Below are 20,620 nucleotides of genomic sequence, written 5' to 3' on the forward strand. Positions count from 1 at the left end.
AGCGCTGCCCCTCCGCATCTCCGGCATCTCAGAAAGCTGAACACACGTGGCTTCATCCTCTCCGGTCCGTCACGCCTGGCGGGTCCTCCTCGGCCTGCTCCTCGTGACGGGCGTGCTCTTCGGCATCAACTCGCTGGGCGTCTACCTCATCAAGGACGGCAACGGGGAGGCGGTGAGCTCGTGGACGCCTGAACTCGCCCTCGACCTGCAGGGCGGCACGCAGATCGTCCTGAGCGCCGAGACCGAGGACGGGGCTGCGCCCTCGTCCGAGCAGCTCGACCAGGCCGCGGCCATCATCCGTCAGCGCGTCGACGCGTCCGGCGTCGCCGAGGCCGACATCACCACCGAGGGCGGACAGAACATCGTCGTCCAGATCCCCGGTGTCGCCGATGAGCAGACCCGCGAGCGGATCCAGTCGAGCGCTCAGCTGGAGTTCCGACCAGTGCTGGCGACCAACGCGGCCAGTACGGAGTTCGTCGGCGAGGACGGCGAATCAACGCCCTTCCCGTCGCCCGATCCCTCGCTGAACGCGACGCCGACGGTCGAGCCCACGGACGCCAGCGACCTGTCCTGGGTGACCGAGAAGCTCGCCGCCGAGTTCCAGGCCTACGATTGCGCCAACCCGGACAACGACCCGGCCCGCGCCCCGAAGGACGAGCCGCTCATCGCCTGCTCGCCGGACGCCACTCAGAAGTTCCTCCTCGGCCCGGCCGAGCTCGACGGCACGGCCATCACGGATGCCTCGGCCGGTCGGGACCCCAAGTCGGGAGCGTGGCTCGTCCAGCTGACGATGAGCGGCGAAGGCGGAGACGCCTTCGGCATCGTCAGCACGCGTCTGAACCAGAACCGCATCGACGGCCTGTCGCCGCGGGACCAGTTCGCGTTCGTGCTCGACGGCAGCGTCCTCAGTGCACCGCGGATGAACGGTGTGATCCTCGACGGCCGCCCGAGCATCTCGGGCAGCTTCACGCAGGAGAGCGCGACGACCCTCGCGGACCAGCTGAAGTTCGGTGCGCTGCCGCTCAGCTTCACCGTGCAGAGCTCCGACACCATCTCGGCCACCCTCGGCACGCAGCAGCTGCAGATCGGCCTGATCGCCGGTCTCATCGGTCTCGCGCTCGTGGCCATCTACTCGCTCATCGTCTACCGAGCGCTCGGGTCGGTGATCATCGCCTCGATCGCCGTGATGGGCGTCCTGACCTACATCATCATCTGCATCCTGGCCTGGCGACTGGGCTTCCGTCTGTCGCTCGCCGGCGTCGCGGGTCTGATCGTGTCGATCGGCTTCACGGCCGACTCGTTCATCGTCTACTTCGAGCGAATACGAGACGAGCTCCGCGACGGCAAGTCGATCACCTCCGCCGTGGAAGACGGCTGGGGCCGCGCCAAGCGCACGATCTACATCTCGAAGTCGATCAACATCCTCGCCGCCGTGGTGCTCTACATCCTCGCGGATGCCACGGTGAAGGGCTTCGCGTTCACGCTCGGTCTCACGACCTTGATCGACGTGTTCATCTTCGTGATCTTCACGCACCCCGTGATGCAGCTCCTCGCACGCACGCGGTTCTTCGGAGGCGGACACAAGCTGTCCGGCCTCGACCCCGAGGCCCTCGGCGCCGTCTACCGAAGCCGCTCGCAGTTCCGAGAGGTCTCCAGCGCCACCACCGGACGCGGGGCGAAGAATGCCCGCGCCCGCGGTGAGGCCGACCGTCGCCAGACGATCGCCGAACGCAAACGTGCGGAAGCCCTTGCCGGGGAGAGACGCGCCAACGCCGACAGTTCTACCAAGGGAACCAGGGAGGGAGACGCCTGATGCCTTCCATGAGTGAGTTCGGCAACAACCTGTACTCGGGGAAGACCTCCTTCCCCTTCGTCGGCAAGCGCCGTCTGTGGTTCATCATCGCGATCGTGCTCGTCGTCGGCTCGGCGCTCGTGCCGCTGATCCGTCCGATCCAGTTCTCGATCGAGTTCACCGGCGGGTCGCAGTTCACGGTGCAGGCACCGGACAGCCGCGACCAGGAGAAGGCGACCGCCGCCGTGCAGTCGGTCGTCCCCGGCGCGGCCACCAAGGTCGTGATCGTGAGCGACCGCGACGTCCGTGTGCAGACCGACCAGATGAGCGCCGACGAGACGCAGCAGGTCGCCGCAGCCCTCGCCGATGTCTACAAGGTCGACGCGGCTGACGTGACGTCGTCGTTCATCGGCCCGGCCTGGGGCGAGAACGTCACCAAGCAGTCGCTGTGGGGTCTCGCGATCTTCCTGGCGCTGACGTTCCTCATCCTCGCGATCTACTTCCGCACGTGGAAGATGTCGGCCGCCGCGATCATCGGCCTCCTGGACGTGCTCGTGATCACGGTCGGCGTCTACGCGCTGGCCGGGTTCGAGATCTCGCCCGCCGCCGTGATCGGCTTCCTCACGATCCTTGCGTACTCGCTCTACGACACCACGGTCGTGTTCGACAAGATCCGCGAGAACACCACGGAGGACGGGGAGAAGTCCGCGCGGCTGTTCGGGGAGTCCGTCAACCTCGCCGTGAACCAGACGCTGGTGCGATCGATCAACACGTCCGTCGTCGCGGCGCTGCCCGTGGGCGCGGTGCTCTTCATCGGCGCCTTCTGGCTCGGCGCCGAGTCGCTCACCGACATCTCGCTGTCGATCTTCGTCGGCATCCTGGTCGCCACGTACTCGACGTTGTTCGTCGCCGCTCCGCTGTACTCGCTGTTCCGCGAGAACGAGCCGCAGCTCAAGGAGCGGGACGCCCGCATCCGCGAGGCCCGCAGCAAGGCGTCCGTCGACGCCTGATCGTTCCCTCTCGCGGGAGCTCGTCCCGCACAGCACGCGTAAGATGAGAAGATTCGGGAGGTGAGTGGATGGCGGAGCCGCAGACGTCGTCGCAGGGTTCCAGTCTGCGACGACTGGTGCCCCGCATCTTCTCGCGCGCGTCCAGGATCAACGACCTCGACAACCTGATCCGCACCGTCCGCGCCAACCACCCCCGCGGCGACTTCCCGGTCATCGAGCGCGCATACGCGGTCGCCAAGGAGAAGCACGAGGGCCAGAAGCGGCAGAGCGGCGAGCCGTACATCACGCACCCGCTCGCCGTCGCGCAGATCCTCGCCGAACTCGGTCTCGGACCCCGCGCGATCGCGGCCGCCCTGCTGCACGACACGGTCGAGGACACGGGATACGCCCTGACCGATCTGACGGCCGAGTTCGGCGACGAGGTCGCCATGCTCGTCGACGGCGTCACCAAGCTCGACAAGGTCAAGTACGGCGAGAGTGCTCAGGCCGAGACCGTCCGCAAGATGATCGTCGCGATGTCCAAGGACATCCGCGTGCTCCTGATCAAGCTCGCCGACCGCCTGCACAATGCGCGCACCTGGGGCTTCGTCCCGCCGGAGAAGGCGGCGAAGAAGGCCAAGGAGACGCTGGAGATCTACGCGCCGCTGGCCAATCGACTCGGCATCCAGGCCATCAAGTCGGAGCTCGAGGATCTCTCGTTCGCCGTGCTGCATCCGAAGATCTACAACGAGATCCACAGCCTCATCGCGCAGCGCACCCCGCAGCGCGAGAAGTACCTGGGTCAGGTCGTCGAGGAGATCGACGAGGATCTGCGTGATCTCCGCATCCGCGGCAAGGTCGTCGGACGGCCGAAACAGCTCTACTCCGTGTATCAGAAGATGGTCATCCGGGGTCGCGAGTTCGACGACATCTACGACTTGATCGGGATCAGGGTGCTCGTCGCCTCGGTTCGCGACTGCTATGCCGTGCTCGGTGCGATCCACGCCCGCTGGACGCCGCTGCCCGGCCGTTTCAAGGACTACATCGCGACGCCGAAGTTCAACCTCTACCAGTCGCTCCATACGACGGTGATCGGTCCGGCCGGTCGTACGGTCGAGATCCAGATCCGCACGCACGAGATGCATCAGCAGGCGGAGTACGGCGTCGCCGCGCACTGGATGTACAAGGAGCGGATGAACGGCGGCGGCAAGACCGAGGTCCGCGCCTCCGACACCGACATGGCGTGGCTCGCGCACATCTCCGACTGGCAGGCCGAGACGGCCGACCCCGGCGAGTTCCTCGACTCCCTGCGCTTCGAGATCGGCGCGAAGGAGGTCTACGTCTTCACGCCGAAGGGGCGGGTGGTCGGACTCCCGGCCAGCGCGACACCCGTGGACTTCGCCTACGCCGTGCACACCGAGATCGGTCACCGCACCATGGGGGCCAAGGTCAACGGGCGCCTGGTGCCGCTGGAGTCCGAGCTGAAGAGCGGCGACGTGGTCGAGGTGTTCACCTCGAAGAACCCGGATGCCGGACCGAGCCAGGACTGGCTCGGATTCGTGGCCAGCACCCGCGCGCGCAACAAGATCCGCGGTTGGTTCACGAAGGAGCGCCGCGAAGAGGCGATCGAACAGGGAAAGGAGGCCATCGCGAGGGCGATGCGCCGCCAGAACCTGCCGCTGCAGAAGCTGATGAGCCAGGACTCCTTCGCGGAGGTCGCCCACCAGCTCCACTACGAAGACGTCTCCGCCCTGTACGCCGCGGTCGGCGAAGGACACGTCTCGACGCAGTCGGTCCTCGAGAAGGTCACGGCTCTCGTCGCCGCGAGCGATCCGGCGACCGGAACCATCGATCTTCCCGGCAGCGTTCCGACGCGGGAGCCGCGTTCCGGCGACTCGGGCGTGCTGGTGCGCGGTGCCGCCGACATCCTGGTCAAACTCGCCAAGTGCTGCACCCCGGTGCCGGGCGATTCCATCGTCGGATTCGTGACCCGCGGCAGCGGCGTCTCCGTGCACCGTGCCGACTGCGTCAACGTGAAGGCGCTGAGTGCGGAGCAGGACCGCTTCGTCGAGGTCTCCTGGGCTCCGACGAAGAAGAGCGTGTTCCGCGTGCAGATCCAGGTCGAGGCGCTGGATCGCTCCGGTCTGCTCTCCGACGTGACGAGGGTGCTCAGCGAGCACCACGTCAACATCCTGTCGGCGACGGTCACGACCAACGACGAGCGCCTCGCTCTCAGCCGGTTCGTGTTCGAGATGGGCGATGCGGTGCATCTCGATCGCGTGCTGAACGCGGTGCGCAGGATCGACGCGGTCTACGACGTCTACCGCGTCACCTCCTCCTGAGATCGAGCCGCTCCAGCGCAGCCAGCCCGACCCGGCTTCCGGGTACCCGCCGAAGCGACCGGAGCACGGACGCCGTCTCCGAGGAGAGCTCGGGGAAGAGTCGCGCGAGGCGCTCCATCCACGGCTTCATCCTGGGGTCCCTGTGCAACGTCGTGGCGAGATCGAGCATGGTCCTCGCCGGCGTCGACACGGCGATCCCGCCGATCAGCTGCAGGTCGGATGCTGGGAGCACTGTGTCGTGGAACACCAGCCGTGCATTGACGTGCGGACGCAGGCGTCGATCCACCGCGCGCTTGACGTGGTGAACCGCCGGAGGAACGTCGCCGGCGCCGTGGATCCAGGCCGCGGTCGGTCCCGACGCCGCTGTTCCCGGGCGCACGAGGGTGGCGATGGCGGTCGCCCGGACATCGGCCGTCTCGATCAGGTCGGCCGGGACGTAGGCATCGCCGATCTCGAACACGTGCCCGTCGATCCGCGCCGCGCTCAGCTCGGCTTCGCTGAGACGGGCGCCGGGCAGATACAGGAACGCGGGGTGCATCACGCCAGTGTGGCGTGATGCACCCCGCGTGCGAGTGATCGCGGGCGACCTGTGGAGAACCGGGTCAGCCGCCGAGGGCGCTGAGCCAGGTGCGTCGCGCCTCGAGCGCATCGGCAGCCGTCTTCACGGCCTTCTTGTCGCCGGCCTTCTCGGCGGCGGCGAGCTCGGCCTCGAGCTTCTCGATCGCCTCGAGGAGCTGCGAGCTCATGTCGTTGGCGCGGGCCTTGGTCTCCGGGTTGTTCTTCTTCCAGTCGACTTCCTCGCGGGCCTTCAGACCCTGCTCGATCACGCGGAGACGGTCGTCCAGCGCGCGCTCCTTCTCCCGGGGGAAGACGCGTCCGATCTCGTCCCACTGCTGCTGGATGCGCGTGAGCAGCGCACGTGCGCGCTTGATGTTCGACTCGTCGGCGACGGCCTTGGCCTCTTCGAGAAGGGCCTGTCGTGCCTCGATCTTCGGCCCGGACTCGGCCTCCTCGGCCGCGGCCTGCTCGGCGCGCGCGGCGTAGAGGGCGTCTCCCGCCGCCTTGAAGCGGGCCCACAGCGCGTCGTCGGCCTTGCGCCCGGCGCGGCCGGAGGCCTTCCACTCGTCGAGGAGGTTGCGGTAGGCGGGGATGCCGTCGGTGCCGCGCGGCGCGAGAGCCTCGGCACGCTCCACCAGGCGGGACTTCGCATCGCGAGCGACCTTGTGGGTGTCATCCAGCTCGGAGTAGAACGCGCGCCGCTGCTTGTCGACCACAGCGCGCGCATCGCGGAATCGCTTCCAGAGCTGCTGCGAGATGCCCTTCGACAGGCGCGGGCCGGTCTGCTGCTGAGCCTGCCAGGCGTCGAACAGCTCGCCGAGCTCCGCCGTGACCTGCTTCCACTGGACCTTGCTGAGGTCGCGCGCGGCGATCGCCTCGGCGCGCTCCACGAGGACGGTCCGCTCGGCGATCGCCTTGTCGACGAGCTCCTTGGCCTGCTGCGCCTCCTGCTCGGTGGCCTCGGAGAGCGAGGCGGTGAGGGCGTTCAGGCGATCGCGGAGACCGGCGAGGTCTCCGACGGCGGCGGCATCCGTCGCCTCGTCGATCAGGTGGCCCGCCTGCTTGGCGAGATCGCTCGCCGACGCGCCACCGGTCTGCTGACGCTGTTCGAGCGCGTGCACCTTGAAGGCGATGTCGTCGAACTTCCGCACGAAGTACGCGAGCGCCTCGTCGGGGGTTCCATCCGGGTACTGGCCGACCACGCGCCAGGCTTCGCCCTCACGCACCTCGACGGTGCCGTCTTCGGAGACGCGACCCCACTCGGCGGACGACGAGGATGAAGCCGGCGACGGAGCCACCGGAGGCACGACGGCAGGCGTCGGCGCCTTTCGCGGCATCGGCACGGCGGGGGGTGCGGGAATGGGGGGAGTCGGCTTCGACGGCTCGGTGGCAGACACGGTGATTCTCCTTGCGCGGTAAGGCCGCGGGAGGCGGAAAGGACGAGGCTCAGCCTAGTACGCCCGCGGGTTCCGGGTGAGGCCGGCACTTCTCACATCACCGTTACCGATCTGTGAGGAGATCGTTCGACGGGTGAAACATGCAGCGTCCTCTCCGGGAAACACGGCGCTCCTATCGTCGCCAGCACGACAGTTCCCCCGGTCGACAGGAGCCCCATGAACGACACCGCATCCACGCCGCACGAGATCATGGTGGTCGGAGCCGGCATGGTGGCGCACCGGTTCGTCGAGAGCCTGCTCAGCCGCGCCGATGCGGACGTGCGGGTGACGGTGATCGGCGACGAGGGCCGCGGACCGTACGACCGCGTGGGACTGACGAGCTTCTTCTCGGGAGCCACGCCGGATGATCTGGAGCTCGACCGCGCGGTCTTCCGCGACGCGCGCGTGCGCCTGATCCACAATGATCGCGTCCTGCGCATCGATCGCTCCGCTCGCTCGGTGCGGACGCGCTCCCGTCGCAACTACGACTACGACACGCTGGTGCTCGCGACCGGCTCCTACGCGGCGCGGGTGGCCGTGGACGGCGCCGACCTTCCGGGCTGCTTCGTGTATCGCACGCTCGACGACGTGCAGTCGCTGCGGGACTTCGTGGCCGCGCGGGGGGCTGCGCTCGGTCGTCCGCTGCGCGGTGCGGTCATTGGCGGCGGCCTGCTGGGGCTCGAGGCGGCGGGTGCGCTGCAGGGGATGGACGTCGACACGACGGTCGTGCAGTACTCGGACCGCCTGATGTCGGCGCAGCTCGATCAGGCGGGCGGGGGGATGCTGAAGCGCCTCCTGGAGTCCCGCGGCATCACGGTGCGCACGCAGGCGCGGACGACGAGGCTCGATCCGGACGAATCAGGTGCCGTCACGGCTCTCGAGTTCCAGGACGGCTCGTTCCAGCGCGCGGACGTGGTGGTGTTCACGGTCGGCGTGCGCCCGCGGGACGAGCTCGCTCGGAACGCGGAGCTCGAGGTGCATCCGCGCGGGGGTGTGCTGATCGACGAGCGGTGCTCGACGTCGGACCCGAACATCCTCGCGATCGGCGAGGTCGCCAACTTCGACGACCGGTGCGTGGGCCTTGTGGCTCCCGGGTACGCGATGGCGGAGGTCGCGGCGACCCGGCTGCTCGGGGGAGAGGCCAGCTTCCCCGGCTATGACGAATCCGCCAAGCTCAAGCTCTCGGGCGTCGATGTGGCGAGCTTCGGCGATGCGCTCGCTCGCACGCCCGACGCGCTCGACGTCGTCTACGCCGATCCGGTCGCCGGCGTCTACAAGAAGCTCGTGCTCTCCGACGATGCGCAGACCCTGCTCGGCGGCATCCTCGTCGGCGATGCGAGCGCCTATGGCTCGCTGCGCCCCCTCGTGGGGGCGAAGCTCGGCGCCGACCCGTCGGCCTACCTCCTGCCGGAAGGGGGCAATGCCGCGCCGGTCGGGGAGCTACCCGACGAAGCCGTGGTGTGCTCGTGCTCCAACGTCTCGGCAGGTCGGATCCGCCAGGCCGTTCACGAGGAGGGGTGCAGGGACGCCGCCGCCGTCAAGGGCTGTACGAAGGCGGGCGCGACCTGCGGTTCCTGCGTGCTGATGGTCAAGAAAGTGGTCGGCCAGGAGCTCACGAAGCTCGGGCAGACGGTGTCGAACGCGCTGTGCGAGCACTTCGACATGTCGCGGCGCCAGCTGTTCGACGCGGTGCGGATCGCCGAGCTGTCGACGTTCAGCTCCATCGTCGAGCGCTTCGGCCGCGGGCGCGGCTGCGACATCTGCAAGCCGGCGATCGCCAGCATCCTTTCGGGGCTCGTCGGTCAGCACGTGCTCGAGGGCGAGAACGCCACGCTGCAGGACACCAACGACCACGTGATGGCGAACATGCAGAAGGACGGCACTTATTCGGTCGTTCCGCGGATGCCGGGTGGCGAGGTGACCCCGGACGGACTGCTGGCGATCGGGCAGATCGCCAAGGACTTCGCCCTGTACACGAAGATCACGGGCGGTCAGCGCATCGACATGTTCGGCGCGCGTCTGGAGCAGCTGCCGCTGATCTGGGAGCGGCTCGTCGACGCGGGATTCGAGTCCGGTCACGCCTACGGCAAGTCGCTCCGCACGGTGAAGTCGTGCGTCGGCTCGACGTGGTGCCGCTACGGCGTGCTCGACGCGGTGGGCATGGCCGTGAAGCTCGAGCTGCGGTACCGGGGTCTGCGGGCGCCGCACAAGCTCAAGCTCGGTGTCTCGGGTTGTGCGCGGGAGTGCGCGGAGGCCCGCTCGAAGGACGTCGGGATCATCGCCACCGAGAACGGGTGGAACATGTATGTCGGCGGCAACGGCGGCTTCACCCCGCGGCACGCGGAGCTGCTCGCGTCCGAGCTGGACGACGAGGGTCTGATCCGCGCGATCGACCGGTTCTTCATGTACTACATCCGCACGGCCGATCGCCTGCAGCGCACCGCCCCGTGGTGCGAGGAGGTCGAAGGCGGGCTCGACGGCCTCCGGTCCGTGATCTTCGACGACAGTCTCGGCATCTGCGACGATCTCGACGCCGCGATGGCGCTGCACGTGGAGCACTACGAGGACGAGTGGGCCGCGACGCTGAAGGATCCGCAGAAGCTGGAGAGGTTCCGCTCCTTCGTCAACGCCGCCGACACCCCCGACCCATCGCTCGGTTACGTGGCCGAGCGTGGTCAGATCAGGCCGGCGACGGCCGAGGAACGGCGTTCGGGCGCGGTCCTGATCGCCGGGACGGCACTGGAGGTACGACGATGACCGGTCTGATCGCAGAGGAGACCCTCGTGCGCGTGTGCGACGTGGCCGATCTGGAGGTCGAACGCGGCCGCGCGGCTCTGCTGGGCGGCGAGCAGGTGGCGCTGTTCCTGCTCGCCGACGGCAGCGTGCACGCCGTCTCGAACTTCGACCCGTACAGCGGTGCGAACGTGATCTCCCGCGGCATCGTGGGGAGCAGGGGAGAGGCGCCGACGGTCGCGTCGCCTCTGCACAAGCAGGTGTTCGACCTGCGCACCGGCGTGTGTCTGGAGACGCAGGGGAAGCCGGATGCAGCGCTGCGCGTGTACCCCGTCCGGGTCACCCCGGACGGCGTGCACGTCGACGTCGCCGGGGGCGCCGCCGGGGAGGACGGCGCATGATGTTCCGGTTCCGCCGGAGGAGGACGGCCGGATCGTGGACGAGCGGCGGATCGACGCGTGTGGGGCGCGTCGATCTCGTCGGCGGAGGGCCAGGACCGGCCGACCTGATGACCCTGCGCGCCCACCGGTTGCTCGCCGAGGCCGATGTGGTCGTCGCGGATCGGCTCGGGCCCGCAGACGAGGTGCGCGCCCAGCTCGGACCGGATGTGCTGGTCATCGATGTCGGCAAGCGTCCGGGGCACCACCCCGTGCCGCAGGCCCAGATCAACGCGCTTCTTGTCGAGCACGCGCGGGCGGGCAGGCGCGTCGTGCGGCTGAAGGGTGGCGATCCCTTCGTCCTCGGCCGCGGCGGCGAGGAGGTGCTCGCGTGCGAGGCCGCTGGCATCCCCGTCTCGGTGACGCCGGGCGTGAGCAGCGCGATCTCGGTGCCCCAGGCAGCCGGCATCCCGGTGACGCATCGCGGCGTGGCATCCGCTCTGCATGTGGTGAACGGCCAGGGCCCGTTCACCGAGAGCACGCTCGCCTCGCTCTCCGACGACTCCGTCACCACCGTCGTGCTGATGGGGGTCGCCGCGCTCCCGCGTCTCGCCGCCGCGGCGCTGCAGCACGGGGTCTCGGCGGATCGTCCGGTCGCGGTCGTCGAGAACGGTCATACGCCGCAACAGCGCACGGTGCGCAGCACTCTGGGCGCTATCGTGGCCGACGCAGAGGAGGCCGCCGTGATCAATCCCGCCGTGATCGTGATCGGCGACGTCGCGCGCGCCGGCCTGCTGCTGCCCACGACGTCGCAGTTCGCGGAGAGTTCGGCGTGACGAACGCGCCGACCCTCGAGTCCGCCCTGGCCGGGTGCACGATCATCGTCGCGGCCGATCGCCGGTCGGTCGACCTCGCCACCGCGTTGGAGCGTCGCGGCGCGCACGTGCACCGCGCCCCCGCACTGAGCATCGTCGCGAATGCCGACGACGCCGAGTTGATGCGCAGGACGGAGCAGCTCATCGCCGCGCCACCGGACATCGTCGTGGTGACGACGGGCGTCGGCTTCCGCGGGTGGATGGATGCCGCGCATGAGCACGGCCTCGATGAGGGCATCACCGCGGCGCTGCGAGGGGCGCAGTTCGTCGCGCGCGGCCCCAAGGCCCACGGCGCGATCCAGCAGGCCGGGTTCACCGCCGACTGGGTGGCGGAGTCCGAGACCTCCGCGGAGGTGGGCGAGTACCTGCTCGCCTCGGGGATCACCGGCAAGCGGATCGTCGTGCAGCACCACGGCGCCGGGGCCGATGGACTCGACGAGCTCCTCGCCGGTGCCGGTGCCGACGTGGTGAGCGTCACGGTCTATCGCTGGGGGCCGCCGCCCGACCCGGAGGTCGTCCGACGTTCGGCTCTGCAGGCAGGAGCGGGCGAGGCCGACGCGGTGCTGTTCACCTCCGCACCCGGAGCAGCTTCCTGGCTGGCCGTGGCCGAGGAGGCCGGGGCACTCGACGACATCCGCCGCCGCGCAGCATCCGGGCGCCTTCTGCTCGCAGCCGTGGGGCCCATCACCGCGGGCCCGCTCCTCGCGGCGGATCTGGAGACGACGATCGCCGACCGCGGACGCCTCGGCTCACTCGCCCGCTGCGTGATCGCGCACTTCGGTGGTGGCCGCGCCCCATCGCTGGAGACGGATGCCGGGCGCCTCGAGGTGCGCAGCGGAGGCGTGCTCATCGACGAGCGCTTCGTGCCGCTGTCGCACACCGCCGCGCGTCTCATGGAAGCGCTGTTCGTCGCCGGCGGGCGGGTGCTGTCGCGGGCCGAGATCGGACGAGTGCTGCCGGGCAGCGACCGCAACGGCCACGCGGTCGAGGTCGCCGTGGCGCGGTTGCGCGAGTCCCTGTGCGGCGCGGAGCTCGTGCAGACCGTGGTCAAGCGCGGCTATCGGCTGGCCGTCATCGAGTACTGACCCGGGCGCGTGTCGTGACGGACTACTCGGCAGGGGTGTCCGAGGGGATCGGAACCGGGGTCTCGGCGGGCGTCTCCGTCGGCCCGGTCGTCGGTTCGACCGTCGGCGAGGGCGTGGGCTCGGGAGCCGTGACCTGCGCGTGCACGACCTGGCTGCCGATGGCCGCGACGACGATGAGGGCTCCGACGATCGCGGCGATGGCGTTGTCGCGCGTGCGCCGACGGATCTGACCCTGATGCCAGATCGTGCGCGCGGTGTGCAGACGGGTGCGGCGCTCGGCCTGGACGCGCTCCTGCCTGGTGCTCCTCGAACCGCGTGCGGCCATGCCTCGATCTCCCATCCGTGCGACGGTGCGTCACGTCGCCTCAGAGCCTACCGTCGGCGGCGAGGTGCGTTGAGCGTCGCCTGAGTGTCGTGACCCGCCAGTAGCCTGGTGGGATGACGTCCCCTGCCGCGCTGCTCTCCGGGCAGACGCCTCTCGCCGTGCGCATGCGCCCGGTCTCCCTCTCCGAGGTCGCCGGGCAGCGTCACCTTCTGCGATCGGGTTCGCCGATCGTGGCCCTCGCAGACCCGGAGGCGACGTCGCCCGGCGCGGTCTCGATCATCCTCTGGGGCCCTCCCGGGACAGGCAAGACCACTCTCGCGCAGGCCATAGCCCGCTCCTCGGGGCGGCGTTTCGTCGAGCTCTCGGCCGTGACCGCCGGTGTGAAGGACGTGCGCGAGGTCATGCAGGAGGCGATCACCCAGCGCGACCTCTACGGGCAGACGACGATCCTCTTCCTCGACGAGATCCACCGGTTCACCAAGGCGCAGCAGGATGCTCTGCTGCCCGGTGTCGAGAACGGCTGGGTCATCCTGATCGCGGCGACGACCGAGAATCCGTCCTTCTCGGTGATCTCGCCGCTCCTGTCGCGTTCGCTGCTGCTCACCCTGCAGCCGCTCACCGATGACGACATCGGCCTGCTGGTCGATCGGGCCGTCGGCGATGCGCGCGGTCTGAACGGCGCCGTCGCACTGAGCGACGAGGCGAGATCCGCCCTCATCCGGCTCGCATCCGGCGATGCCCGCCGGGCGCTCACCGGTCTCGAAGCCGCTGCCGCGGTGGCCCTGTCGCATTCGGCTGACGCGAAGGCGAAGGGCAAGAAGAAGAAGGACGCCGACGCGAGCGGCGTGCCCTCTGTCTCCGACGACGACGTCGCGCAGGCGGTCGACAAGGCGCTGCTGCGCTATGACCGTCAGGGCGACGAGCACTACGACGTGATCAGCGCGTTCATCAAGTCGATCAGAGGGTCCGACCCCGATGCCGCGCTCCACTATCTCGCCCGCATGATCGAGGCGGGGGAGGACCCGCGTTTCATCGCCCGACGCCTGGTCATCTCGGCATCCGAGGATGTCGGTCTCGCCGACCCCCAGGGGCTCGTGATCGCGGTCGCGGCGGCCGACGCCGTCGCCTTCATCGGGATGCCGGAGGGCCGCATCCCGCTGGCCGAGGCGACCGTGTACCTCGCCACCACCGCGAAGTCGAACGCCGCCTACGTCGGTATCGACGCCGCGATCGCCGACATCCGCAAGGGCGGGTTCGGTCGGGTACCGGTGCATCTGCGCGATGCGCACTACCCGGGCGCGAAGCGGCTCGGGCATGGCAAGGGCTACGTCTACTCGCACGACAGCGAGTACGGCATCGTGCCGCAGCAGTACCTGCCCGACGAGCTCGACGGCCGGCGCTACTACGAGCCGAAGACCCTCGGGGCCGAGCGCGACGTCGCCGCCCGCCTGGAGCGGATCCGCCGCATCCTCGGCGATCGCTGAACCGCATCATCGAGCCGACCCGGTGATCTGTTAGACTTGACCGGCTCGAAACCGAGTTTTCGGGCATCTCCTCGTTCACACCCCACCTGGCCGGTGCCCCGGCGTGCGCTCCCAGGCAGAACGCGGACGATACGTCCGTGAGTCGTGAAAGACGCGACCACGTCATCGGAAGGACAACTTCGTGACCACGAAGTCCCAGGACCGCCGCAAGGTTCGGCTCAGCCGTGCCCTCGGCATCCCGCTCACCCCGAAGGCCGCCCGCTACCTCGAGAAGCGTCCCTACGCTCCGGGTGAGCACGGCCGCACCAAGCGCAAGGCCGACAGCGACTACGCCGTCCGTCTGCGTGAGAAGCAGCGTCTGCGCGAGCAGTACGGCATCCGCGAGAAGCAGATGCGCAACACGTTCAACGAGGCTCGTCGTCACGACGGCCTGACCGGTGAGAACCTGGTCGAGCTCCTCGAGATGCGTCTCGACGCGCTCGTCGTGCGTTCGGGCTTCGCCCGCACCACCGCGCAGGCTCGCCAGCTCGTCGTGCACCGTCACATCCTCGTCGACGGCCAGCTCGTCGACCGCCCGTCGTTCCGCGTGAAGCCGGGTCAGCTCATCCACGTCAAGGCCAAGAGCGAGGGCACCGAGCCCTTCCAGGTGGCGGCAGCCGGCGGTCACGCCGAGGTGCTTCCCCCCGTTCCCGGCTACCTCGAGGTCGAGCTCGACAAGCTCCAGGCCCGTCTGCTCCGTCGTCCGAAGCGCGCCGAGGTCCCCGTGACCTGTGAAGTGCAGCTCGTCGTCGAGTACTACGCGGCTCGCTGATCCAGCGATCGAGCAATTCTCAGAAGGCGTCGGGGCAACCCGACGCCTTCTGTCGTTTCGGCCTACGATGGAGAAACCGCGCCTTCGCGGATAAAGGCAAGGATGGTGACATGAAGAGCTTGCGATGGTTCCTGTTCGGTCTGGTCGGCGGCTTCGTCGTTGCTCATTTCATGGACAAGGACCCGCGGGGTCACGACATCCTCGCCGAGGTCGATGCCAGGATCAACGGATTCACGGCTGCCCTCGGCGACGCCTACCGCGAGCAGGAGGCACGGCTCACGGAGCCGGGCGACAACTGAACCATCGCTGCGCCTCGGCGCGGCATTCTCACGCAAGGACACCCGGCACTCTATGAAAACTGCGGAGATCGCGCAGCGTTACCTCGACTTCTTCGAGAAGAACGACCATGTCATCGTCCCGTCGGCCTCTCTGGTCAGTGACGATCCCTCCCTGCTGTTCACGGTCGCAGGCATGGTGCCGATGATCCCGTATCTGACCGGTGTGGTGCCTGCTCCCCACCCGCGGATCGCCGACGTGCAGAAGTGCATCCGCACCAACGACATCGAAGAGGTCGGCCGCACTGCGCGCCATGGCACGTTCTTCCAGATGCTCGGCAACTGGTCGTTCGGCGACTACTTCAAGGAAGGCGCCATCCGGTACGCCTGGGAGCTCCTGACGAGTTCCGAGGCCGACGGCGGCTACGGCTTCGACGAGAAGGACCTCTGGGTCACCGTCTACGAGACGGATGACGAAGCCGAAGCGATCTGGCGCGACATCATCGGCTTGAAGCCGGAGCGCATCCAGCGCCTCGGCCGCGCCGACAACTACTGGAACACCGGTCAGCCCGGCCCCGGCGGTCCCGACTCGGAGATCTTCTTCGACCGGGGTCCGGCCTTCGGCAAGGATGGCGGGCCCGCGGCCGACGACTCGAGGTTCCTCGAGATCTGGAACCTCGTGTTCATGCAGGACTTCATCGAGAACATCCGCAGCAAGACCGAGTTCGACATCGTCGGCGAACTGCCGATGAAGAACATCGACACCGGCATGGGTCTCGAGCGCGTCGCGTTCCTCAAGCAGGGCGTCGACAACATGTACGAGACCGATCAGGTGCGACCGGTGCTGGACCGTGCGGTCGAGCTCTCGGGCCGTCGCTACGGCGCGTCCCACGAGGACGACGTGCGCTTCCGCGTGATCGCCGATCACGTGCGCTCGTCGCTCATGCTGCTCTCCGACGGCGTGCGCCCGTCGAACGAGGGCCGCGGCTACATCCTTCGGCGTCTCATGCGGCGCACGGTGCGCGCGATGCGTCTGCTCGGCGTCGACGAGCCCGTGTTCCCGGAGCTCTTCGCGACGTCGCGAGACGCGATGAAGTCGGCCTACCCCGTGCTCGAGAAGGACTGGTCGACGCTCTCCGCATCCGCCGTCGCCGAGGAGGAGACCTTCCGTCGCACGCTCGTCTCGGGATCGACCATCCTCGACCTGGCACTCGACCAGACGAAGAAGGGCGGCGGCACGACGCTCAGCGGCCCCGAGGCTTTCCTGCTGCACGACACGTACGGCTTCCCGATCGACCTCACGCTCGAGGTCGCCGAGGAGGCAGGTCTCGACGTCGACCGCGCGGCCTTCGACTCGCTCATGCAGGAGCAGCGTCAGCGCGCGAAGGCCGACGCCCGCAACCGCAAGCGCCAGCTCGCCGACGTCTCGGTCTACCGCGACCTCCGCGCGCTCGGCGAGACCGGCTTCGACGGCTACACCGCCCTCGAGGTCGAGTCGCGCATCCTCGGCCTCCTGGTCGACGGGGCCGTCGTGCGCAGCGCATCCGAGGGGCAGATCGCCGAGGTGGTCCTGGCCGAGACGACTCTCTACGCGGAGTCCGGCGGCCAGGTCGCCGACAAGGGCACGATCGTCGGACCCGGCTTCGAGCTCGAGGTGCTCGACGTGCAGCGTCCGGTTCCGGGTCTGATCAGCCACACGGTCGAGGTCACGCGCGGCACCGTGGCGGTGGATGACGCCGCGACGACCGTCGTGGATGCCGCGAACCGCCGCGCTGCGCGCCAGGCGCACTCGGCCACGCACCTCGTGCACGCCGCGCTGCGCGACACGCTCGGCAACACGGCGACGCAGGCGGGATCGCTGAACCGCGCCGGCTACATGCGCTTCGACTTCTCGTGGTCGCAGGCGCTGTCGACCGAGACGCGCTCGGAGATCGAGGAGATCACGAACCGCGCCGTGCAGGATGCCCTCGAGGTCACCACGCGCATCGTGTCTCTCGACGAGGCGAAGGAGGCCGGAGCGATGGCCCTCTTCGGCGAGAAGTACGGCGACGTGGTGCGCATGGTCGACATCGGCGGCCCGTGGTCCCGCGAGCTCTGCGCCGGCACGCACGTCAGCTCCAGCGCCGAGATCGGTCTGGTCAGTGTCGTCGGCGAATCCTCCGTCGGCGCATCCAACCGTCGTATCGAAGCCTTGGTCGGTGCGGACGCGTTCCGCGAGCTGGCGGCGGAGCGGGCGCTCGTGTCGCAGCTCACCGCGTCGTTGAAGACGCCTCGCGAACAGCTGCCGGAGCGGATCGCCGATCTCGCGTCGAGCCTCAAGGCCGCCGAGAAGCGCATCGCGCAGTTCGAGGCCAAGGAGCGCGCGGGGCAGGTCCCGGCCATCGCGGACGCCGCGCAGCGGGTCGGCGCCTTCCTCGTCGCCGCGCAGTCGCTCGGGGAGGTCGCTTCGGCAGACGATGTGCGAGAGCTCGTACTCGGTGTGCGCGACCGCCTCGGTTCCGAGGCTGCCGTGGTCGCCCTCGGCGCCGTGGTCGGCGGTCGGCCGGTCGTCGTCGTCGCGACGAACGACGCCGCCCGCACCGCGGGTGCCAAGGCCGGTGTGCTCGCCAAGCGCGCAGCGGGTGTGCTCGGTGGCGGAGGCGGCGGTCGCGACGACGTCGCGCAGGGCGGCGGGGCGGATGCTTCGGCGCTCCCGGCTGCTCTGGAGTCCGTCTCCCAGGAGCTGCACGCCGCGTGAGCGGGTTCCGCCGCGGGGTGCGCCTCGGCATCGACGTGGGCCGTGCCCGCGTCGGCGTGGCGCGCTCGGACCCCGATGGAATGCTCGCTGTTCCCGTCGAGACCGTGCCCCGGAACGACCTCTCCATCGACCGGATCCTGCAGATCGCGGAAGACTACGACCTCCTGGAGTTCGTCGTCGGTCTTCCGGTGAACATGCAGGGCGCGGACACTCCGTCGACGACGGATGCCCGCGAGTTCGCCGCCGCTCTCCAGCAGCGCAGCGGTGTGCCCGTGCGGCTGGTGGACGAGCGCCTCAGCACCGTCACCGCCCACGCAGCACTGCGTTCCTCCGGGCGATCACAGAAGAAGTCTCGTAGCATTGTTGATCAGGTCGCCGCCGTGGTGCTGCTGCAGCAGGCGATCGACACGGAGAAGAGCACCGGAAACCCGGCCGGTGCCACGATCCCGGCTGACGAGGAGCCCGTCTGAACATGTCCGAACGCGAGAGTGCTTCCCCCCAGCACGATCCGGGCGCCCGCCTGGGCGACCTGTTCGAGAACCTGCCCGCCCCGACACGTCAGATCCCGACCGTCGACAACAGTGCACCGACTCCGGGATCGCGCCGCGCGGCCCGCGAGGCCGCAGGGCGTCCCTCGGGGCCGCACGACGCCCACGGGACGGATCCGCTGAGCGAGGACGCCCCCGACACGGAGCCGGCCCGTCGCGAACCCTCGGGCGCCGAAGCCCTGTTCGCCTCGGCTGCGTCGTCGCAGCCGGACTCTTCCGCCTCCTCGACGACCGCATCTCCGAGGCAGACCGATCCCGCCCCGCCGCTCGGCGGAGGGCTGGACGACCTCTTCACGCCGCCTGAGGAGCATGCCGCCGCCAAGGGCCCGAAGAAGAAGCGGCGAACCGGCTGCCTGATCGCGCTGGCCATCGTGCTCGCGATCGTCGGCGGCTTGGCGGCCGGAGGGATCTGGGCCTGGAACACCTACGGTGACAAGATCAGCGAAGCGCTCGGCTGGGGCGGTGCGGCTGACTGGGAGCCCGGCATCGCGACCGGTGAGGTGATGGTCACGATCCGCGAGGGCGACACGGGAGGGCCGGTGTCGACCGCACTCTACGATGCCGGCGTGACCAGGACCGAGGATGTCTTCTACGACTACCTCATCAACGAGAACCTCGCCGTGACGTTCTACCCCGGTATCTACCGGCTGCAGGAGAAGATGACGGCCGAGGCCGCCCTCGCTGCTCTCAAGGATGAGAAGAACAAGCTCGAGAACACGGTGTCGATCACGGAAGGCGGGACGATCGCCTCCTCGCTGGAGAACATCGCCGACACGCTCGGCATCCCGCTCGCGGACTTCGAGGCCGCCGTCGCCGATCCCGCGGCCTACGGCGTGACGGCGCCGAGCCTCGAGGGATGGCTGTTCCCCGCGGTCTACACCTTCGACCCGGAGGCGACAGCGACGCAGGTCATCCAGCGGATGGTCGACCGCACGCGCGAGTCCCTCGCGACGGCAGGGGTGGCGGACGAGGATGCGGAACGGATTCTGACCATCGCCTCGATCATCGAGCGCGAGGGCCGGCTGGACGACTTCGCCAAGGTGTCGCGCGTGATCCAGAACCGCCTCGACATCGACATGCTCCTGCAGATGGACTCGACGGCGCAGTATGGCTACGGCTCGCTGCACGAGGGGGTCGTGTCGAGCTCGGCCGAAGCGCTCGAAGACGACAACCCGTGGAACACCTACGTGCACACCGGCCTTCCGGTCACTCCGATCGCGAGCCCCAGCGACGCGGCGATCGAAGCGGCGATGAACCCGGCAGACGGTCCGTGGCTGTACTTCGTCACGATCAACCTGGAGACGGGCGAGACGCAGTTCTCCGAGACCCTCGCCGAGCACGAGCAGGGTGTCGAGAAGTGGCGCGACTGGTGCGAGGCCAATCCCGACGGCGGCTGCTGAGCCGGTGAGCGCCTTCCAGCTCGCCGTCTGGGGAGACCCGATCGCGCACTCGAAGTCGCCGGCCCTGCACGCCGCCGCCTACCGCGTTCTCGGCCTCGACTGGGAGTACGGCCGACGGCAGGTCGATGCGGCGTCGTTCCGCGACGCGCTCGAGGGGCTCGGCGCCGACTGGCGCGGTCTGTCGCTCACCATGCCGTTGAAGGAGGAGGCGTTCCGCGCCGCCGCCACGCGCGATGCGCATGCGGAGCTGACGGGCGCCGTGAACACGCTGCTGCTCGGCGACGACATCGCCGGCTACAACACGGATGTCGGCGGCATCATCGATGCGCTGTCCGAGGCGGGGATCACCGAGGCGCGGTCCGTGCGCATCCTGGGGGCGGGGGCGACCGCGGCATCCGCTCTCGTCGCCGCCGCCGATCTGGGTGCGGAGAGCGTGGAGGTCTCGGCACGTCGGCCGGAGCGCGCGGCAGACCTCGTGGCGCTGGGGGAGCACATCGGCGTCTCCGTCGATGCGCGGTCGCTCGACGATGCTGTGGCCGATGCCGATCTGACCATCGCGACGCTTCCGAGCGGAACCGTCCTGCCCGAAGAGGTCGCCGCGGCGCTGGCCGAGCGAGGGGGCGTCCTCTTCGACGCCGCGTACGCTCCCTGGCCGTCGGCTCTCGCAGCCGGATGGGGCGATGCCGCTGTGGTCTCCGGACTCGGGATGCTGCTGCATCAGGCGGTGCGTCAGATCCGGATCTTCCGTCATGGCGACCCGTCGACGGCGCTGCCCGACGAGGCCGCCGTGGTCTCTGCCATGCGCGCCGTGCTCTGATCGGGAGGGCGTTCGGCGAAACGCGGCGCAGCGCAG

General features: G+C 69.1%; 17 protein-coding genes. 14 read left to right on the forward strand and 3 right to left on the reverse strand.

Annotation, left to right across the window (positions count from 1 at the left end):
• Positions 1-46 precede the first annotated feature (46 nt).
• From secD to ABD648_RS02185, 3 genes are all read left to right on the forward strand, one after another.
• The gene (gene secD / locus ABD648_RS02175; RefSeq protein ID WP_282217089.1) at positions 47-1,813 is read left to right on the forward strand and encodes a protein translocase subunit SecD; all 1,767 of its coding nucleotides are present in this window, start codon (positions 47-49) and stop codon (positions 1,811-1,813) included.
• Positions 1,813-2,802, forward strand: a complete 990-nt coding sequence (secF, locus tag ABD648_RS02180) for a protein translocase subunit SecF (RefSeq protein ID WP_282217090.1) — start codon at positions 1,813-1,815, stop codon at positions 2,800-2,802. The genes secD and secF overlap by 1 nt, the downstream gene beginning before the upstream one ends.
• Positions 2,803-2,870: 68 nt before the next feature.
• Positions 2,871-5,123 (forward strand): RelA/SpoT family protein, encoded by a 2,253-nt coding sequence (locus ABD648_RS02185; RefSeq protein ID WP_282217091.1) that lies wholly within the window; start codon positions 2,871-2,873, stop codon positions 5,121-5,123.
• On the opposite strand, the gene ABD648_RS02190 is transcribed toward ABD648_RS02185, so the two are convergent.
• Together ABD648_RS02190 and ABD648_RS02195 are read right to left on the reverse strand one after the other, a co-directional pair.
• Positions 5,110-5,661, reverse strand: a complete 552-nt coding sequence (locus ABD648_RS02190; protein WP_282217092.1) for a type IV toxin-antitoxin system AbiEi family antitoxin — start codon at positions 5,659-5,661, stop codon at positions 5,110-5,112. The genes ABD648_RS02185 and ABD648_RS02190 overlap by 14 nt on opposite strands.
• 64 nt (positions 5,662-5,725) lie before the next feature.
• Positions 5,726-7,078, reverse strand: a complete 1,353-nt coding sequence (locus ABD648_RS02195; RefSeq protein WP_282217093.1) for a DUF349 domain-containing protein — start codon at positions 7,076-7,078, stop codon at positions 5,726-5,728.
• 216 nt (positions 7,079-7,294) lie between these two features.
• Here ABD648_RS02195 and nirB point away from each other — a divergent pair, with 216 nt between their 5' ends.
• Genes nirB through ABD648_RS02215 form a run of 4 tightly spaced genes read left to right on the forward strand, consistent with a single transcriptional unit; the run spans position 7,295 to position 12,187 of the window.
• Positions 7,295-9,874, forward strand: coding sequence for a nitrite reductase large subunit NirB (nirB, locus tag ABD648_RS02200; protein ID WP_282217094.1), 2,580 nt, complete (start codon positions 7,295-7,297; stop codon positions 9,872-9,874).
• Entirely contained in the window at positions 9,871-10,251 is a 381-nt protein-coding gene (nirD, locus tag ABD648_RS02205; protein ID WP_282217095.1) for a nitrite reductase small subunit NirD, read from the forward strand. Before nirB ends, nirD begins: the two co-directional genes overlap by 4 nt.
• Positions 10,248-11,063, forward strand: a complete 816-nt coding sequence (gene cobA / locus ABD648_RS02210) for a uroporphyrinogen-III C-methyltransferase (protein ID WP_282217096.1) — start codon at positions 10,248-10,250, stop codon at positions 11,061-11,063. Before nirD ends, cobA begins: the two co-directional genes overlap by 4 nt.
• A complete protein-coding gene (locus tag ABD648_RS02215; protein WP_282217097.1) occupies positions 11,060-12,187 on the forward strand; it encodes a uroporphyrinogen-III synthase in 1,128 nt (375 codons plus the stop codon). The genes cobA and ABD648_RS02215 overlap by 4 nt, the downstream gene beginning before the upstream one ends.
• A gap of 22 nt (positions 12,188-12,209) precedes the next feature.
• Here the strand turns inward: ABD648_RS02215 and ABD648_RS02220 are convergent, their stop codons facing one another.
• Entirely contained in the window at positions 12,210-12,512 is a 303-nt protein-coding gene (locus ABD648_RS02220; protein ID WP_282217098.1) for a hypothetical protein, read from the reverse strand.
• Positions 12,513-12,625: 113 nt separating this feature from the next.
• On the opposite strand from ABD648_RS02220, the gene ABD648_RS02225 reads away from it, so the two are divergent.
• The 7 genes from ABD648_RS02225 (at position 12,626) to ABD648_RS02255 (ending at position 20,584) form a co-directional block, all read left to right on the forward strand.
• On the forward strand, positions 12,626-13,996 hold the full coding sequence (locus ABD648_RS02225) for a replication-associated recombination protein A (RefSeq protein WP_282217099.1): 1,371 nt from the start codon (positions 12,626-12,628) through the stop codon (positions 13,994-13,996).
• A 181-nt stretch (positions 13,997-14,177) separates the two neighbouring features.
• Positions 14,178-14,807, forward strand: coding sequence for a 30S ribosomal protein S4 (rpsD, locus tag ABD648_RS02230; protein ID WP_282217100.1), 630 nt, complete (start codon positions 14,178-14,180; stop codon positions 14,805-14,807).
• A 110-nt stretch (positions 14,808-14,917) separates the two neighbouring features.
• Positions 14,918-15,106, forward strand: a complete 189-nt coding sequence (locus ABD648_RS02235) for a hypothetical protein (protein ID WP_282217101.1) — start codon at positions 14,918-14,920, stop codon at positions 15,104-15,106.
• Between the two features lie 52 nt (positions 15,107-15,158).
• Positions 15,159-17,819 (forward strand): alanine--tRNA ligase, encoded by a 2,661-nt coding sequence (alaS, locus tag ABD648_RS02240; protein WP_282217102.1) that lies wholly within the window; start codon positions 15,159-15,161, stop codon positions 17,817-17,819.
• Positions 17,816-18,289, forward strand: a complete 474-nt coding sequence (gene ruvX, locus ABD648_RS02245) for a Holliday junction resolvase RuvX (protein WP_282217103.1) — start codon at positions 17,816-17,818, stop codon at positions 18,287-18,289. The genes alaS and ruvX overlap by 4 nt, the downstream gene beginning before the upstream one ends.
• Before the next feature lie 2 nt (positions 18,290-18,291).
• Positions 18,292-19,767 (forward strand): endolytic transglycosylase MltG, encoded by a 1,476-nt coding sequence (gene mltG, locus ABD648_RS02250; protein WP_282217104.1) that lies wholly within the window; start codon positions 18,292-18,294, stop codon positions 19,765-19,767.
• A 4-nt stretch (positions 19,768-19,771) separates the two neighbouring features.
• Complete coding sequence (locus ABD648_RS02255; RefSeq protein WP_282217105.1) at positions 19,772-20,584, forward strand: shikimate dehydrogenase; 813 nt, start codon at positions 19,772-19,774, stop codon at positions 20,582-20,584.
• Positions 20,585-20,620: the final 36 nt, after the last annotated feature.

It is taken from the genome of Microbacterium luteolum (assembly GCF_039533965.1).
Taxonomy (GTDB): domain Bacteria; phylum Actinomycetota; class Actinomycetes; order Actinomycetales; family Microbacteriaceae; genus Microbacterium; species Microbacterium luteolum.

Coding starts and splice junctions, on each gene's coding strand:
- secF (WP_282217090.1), top strand. CDS start 1,813: ATGCCTTCCATGAGTGAGTTCGGCAACAACCTGTACTCGGGGAAGACC.
- ABD648_RS02185 (WP_282217091.1), top strand. CDS start 2,871: ATGGCGGAGCCGCAGACGTCGTCGCAGGGTTCCAGTCTGCGACGACTG.
- ABD648_RS02190 (WP_282217092.1), bottom strand. CDS start 5,661: ATGCACCCCGCGTTCCTGTATCTGCCCGGCGCCCGTCTCAGCGAAGCC.
- nirB (WP_282217094.1), top strand. CDS start 7,295: ATGAACGACACCGCATCCACGCCGCACGAGATCATGGTGGTCGGAGCC.
- nirD (WP_282217095.1), top strand. CDS start 9,871: ATGACCGGTCTGATCGCAGAGGAGACCCTCGTGCGCGTGTGCGACGTG.
- cobA (WP_282217096.1), top strand. CDS start 10,248: ATGATGTTCCGGTTCCGCCGGAGGAGGACGGCCGGATCGTGGACGAGC.
- ABD648_RS02220 (WP_282217098.1), bottom strand. CDS start 12,512: ATGGCCGCACGCGGTTCGAGGAGCACCAGGCAGGAGCGCGTCCAGGCC.
- ABD648_RS02225 (WP_282217099.1), top strand. CDS start 12,626: ATGACGTCCCCTGCCGCGCTGCTCTCCGGGCAGACGCCTCTCGCCGTG.
- ABD648_RS02235 (WP_282217101.1), top strand. CDS start 14,918: ATGAAGAGCTTGCGATGGTTCCTGTTCGGTCTGGTCGGCGGCTTCGTC.
- alaS (WP_282217102.1), top strand. CDS start 15,159: ATGAAAACTGCGGAGATCGCGCAGCGTTACCTCGACTTCTTCGAGAAG.
- mltG (WP_282217104.1), top strand. CDS start 18,292: ATGTCCGAACGCGAGAGTGCTTCCCCCCAGCACGATCCGGGCGCCCGC.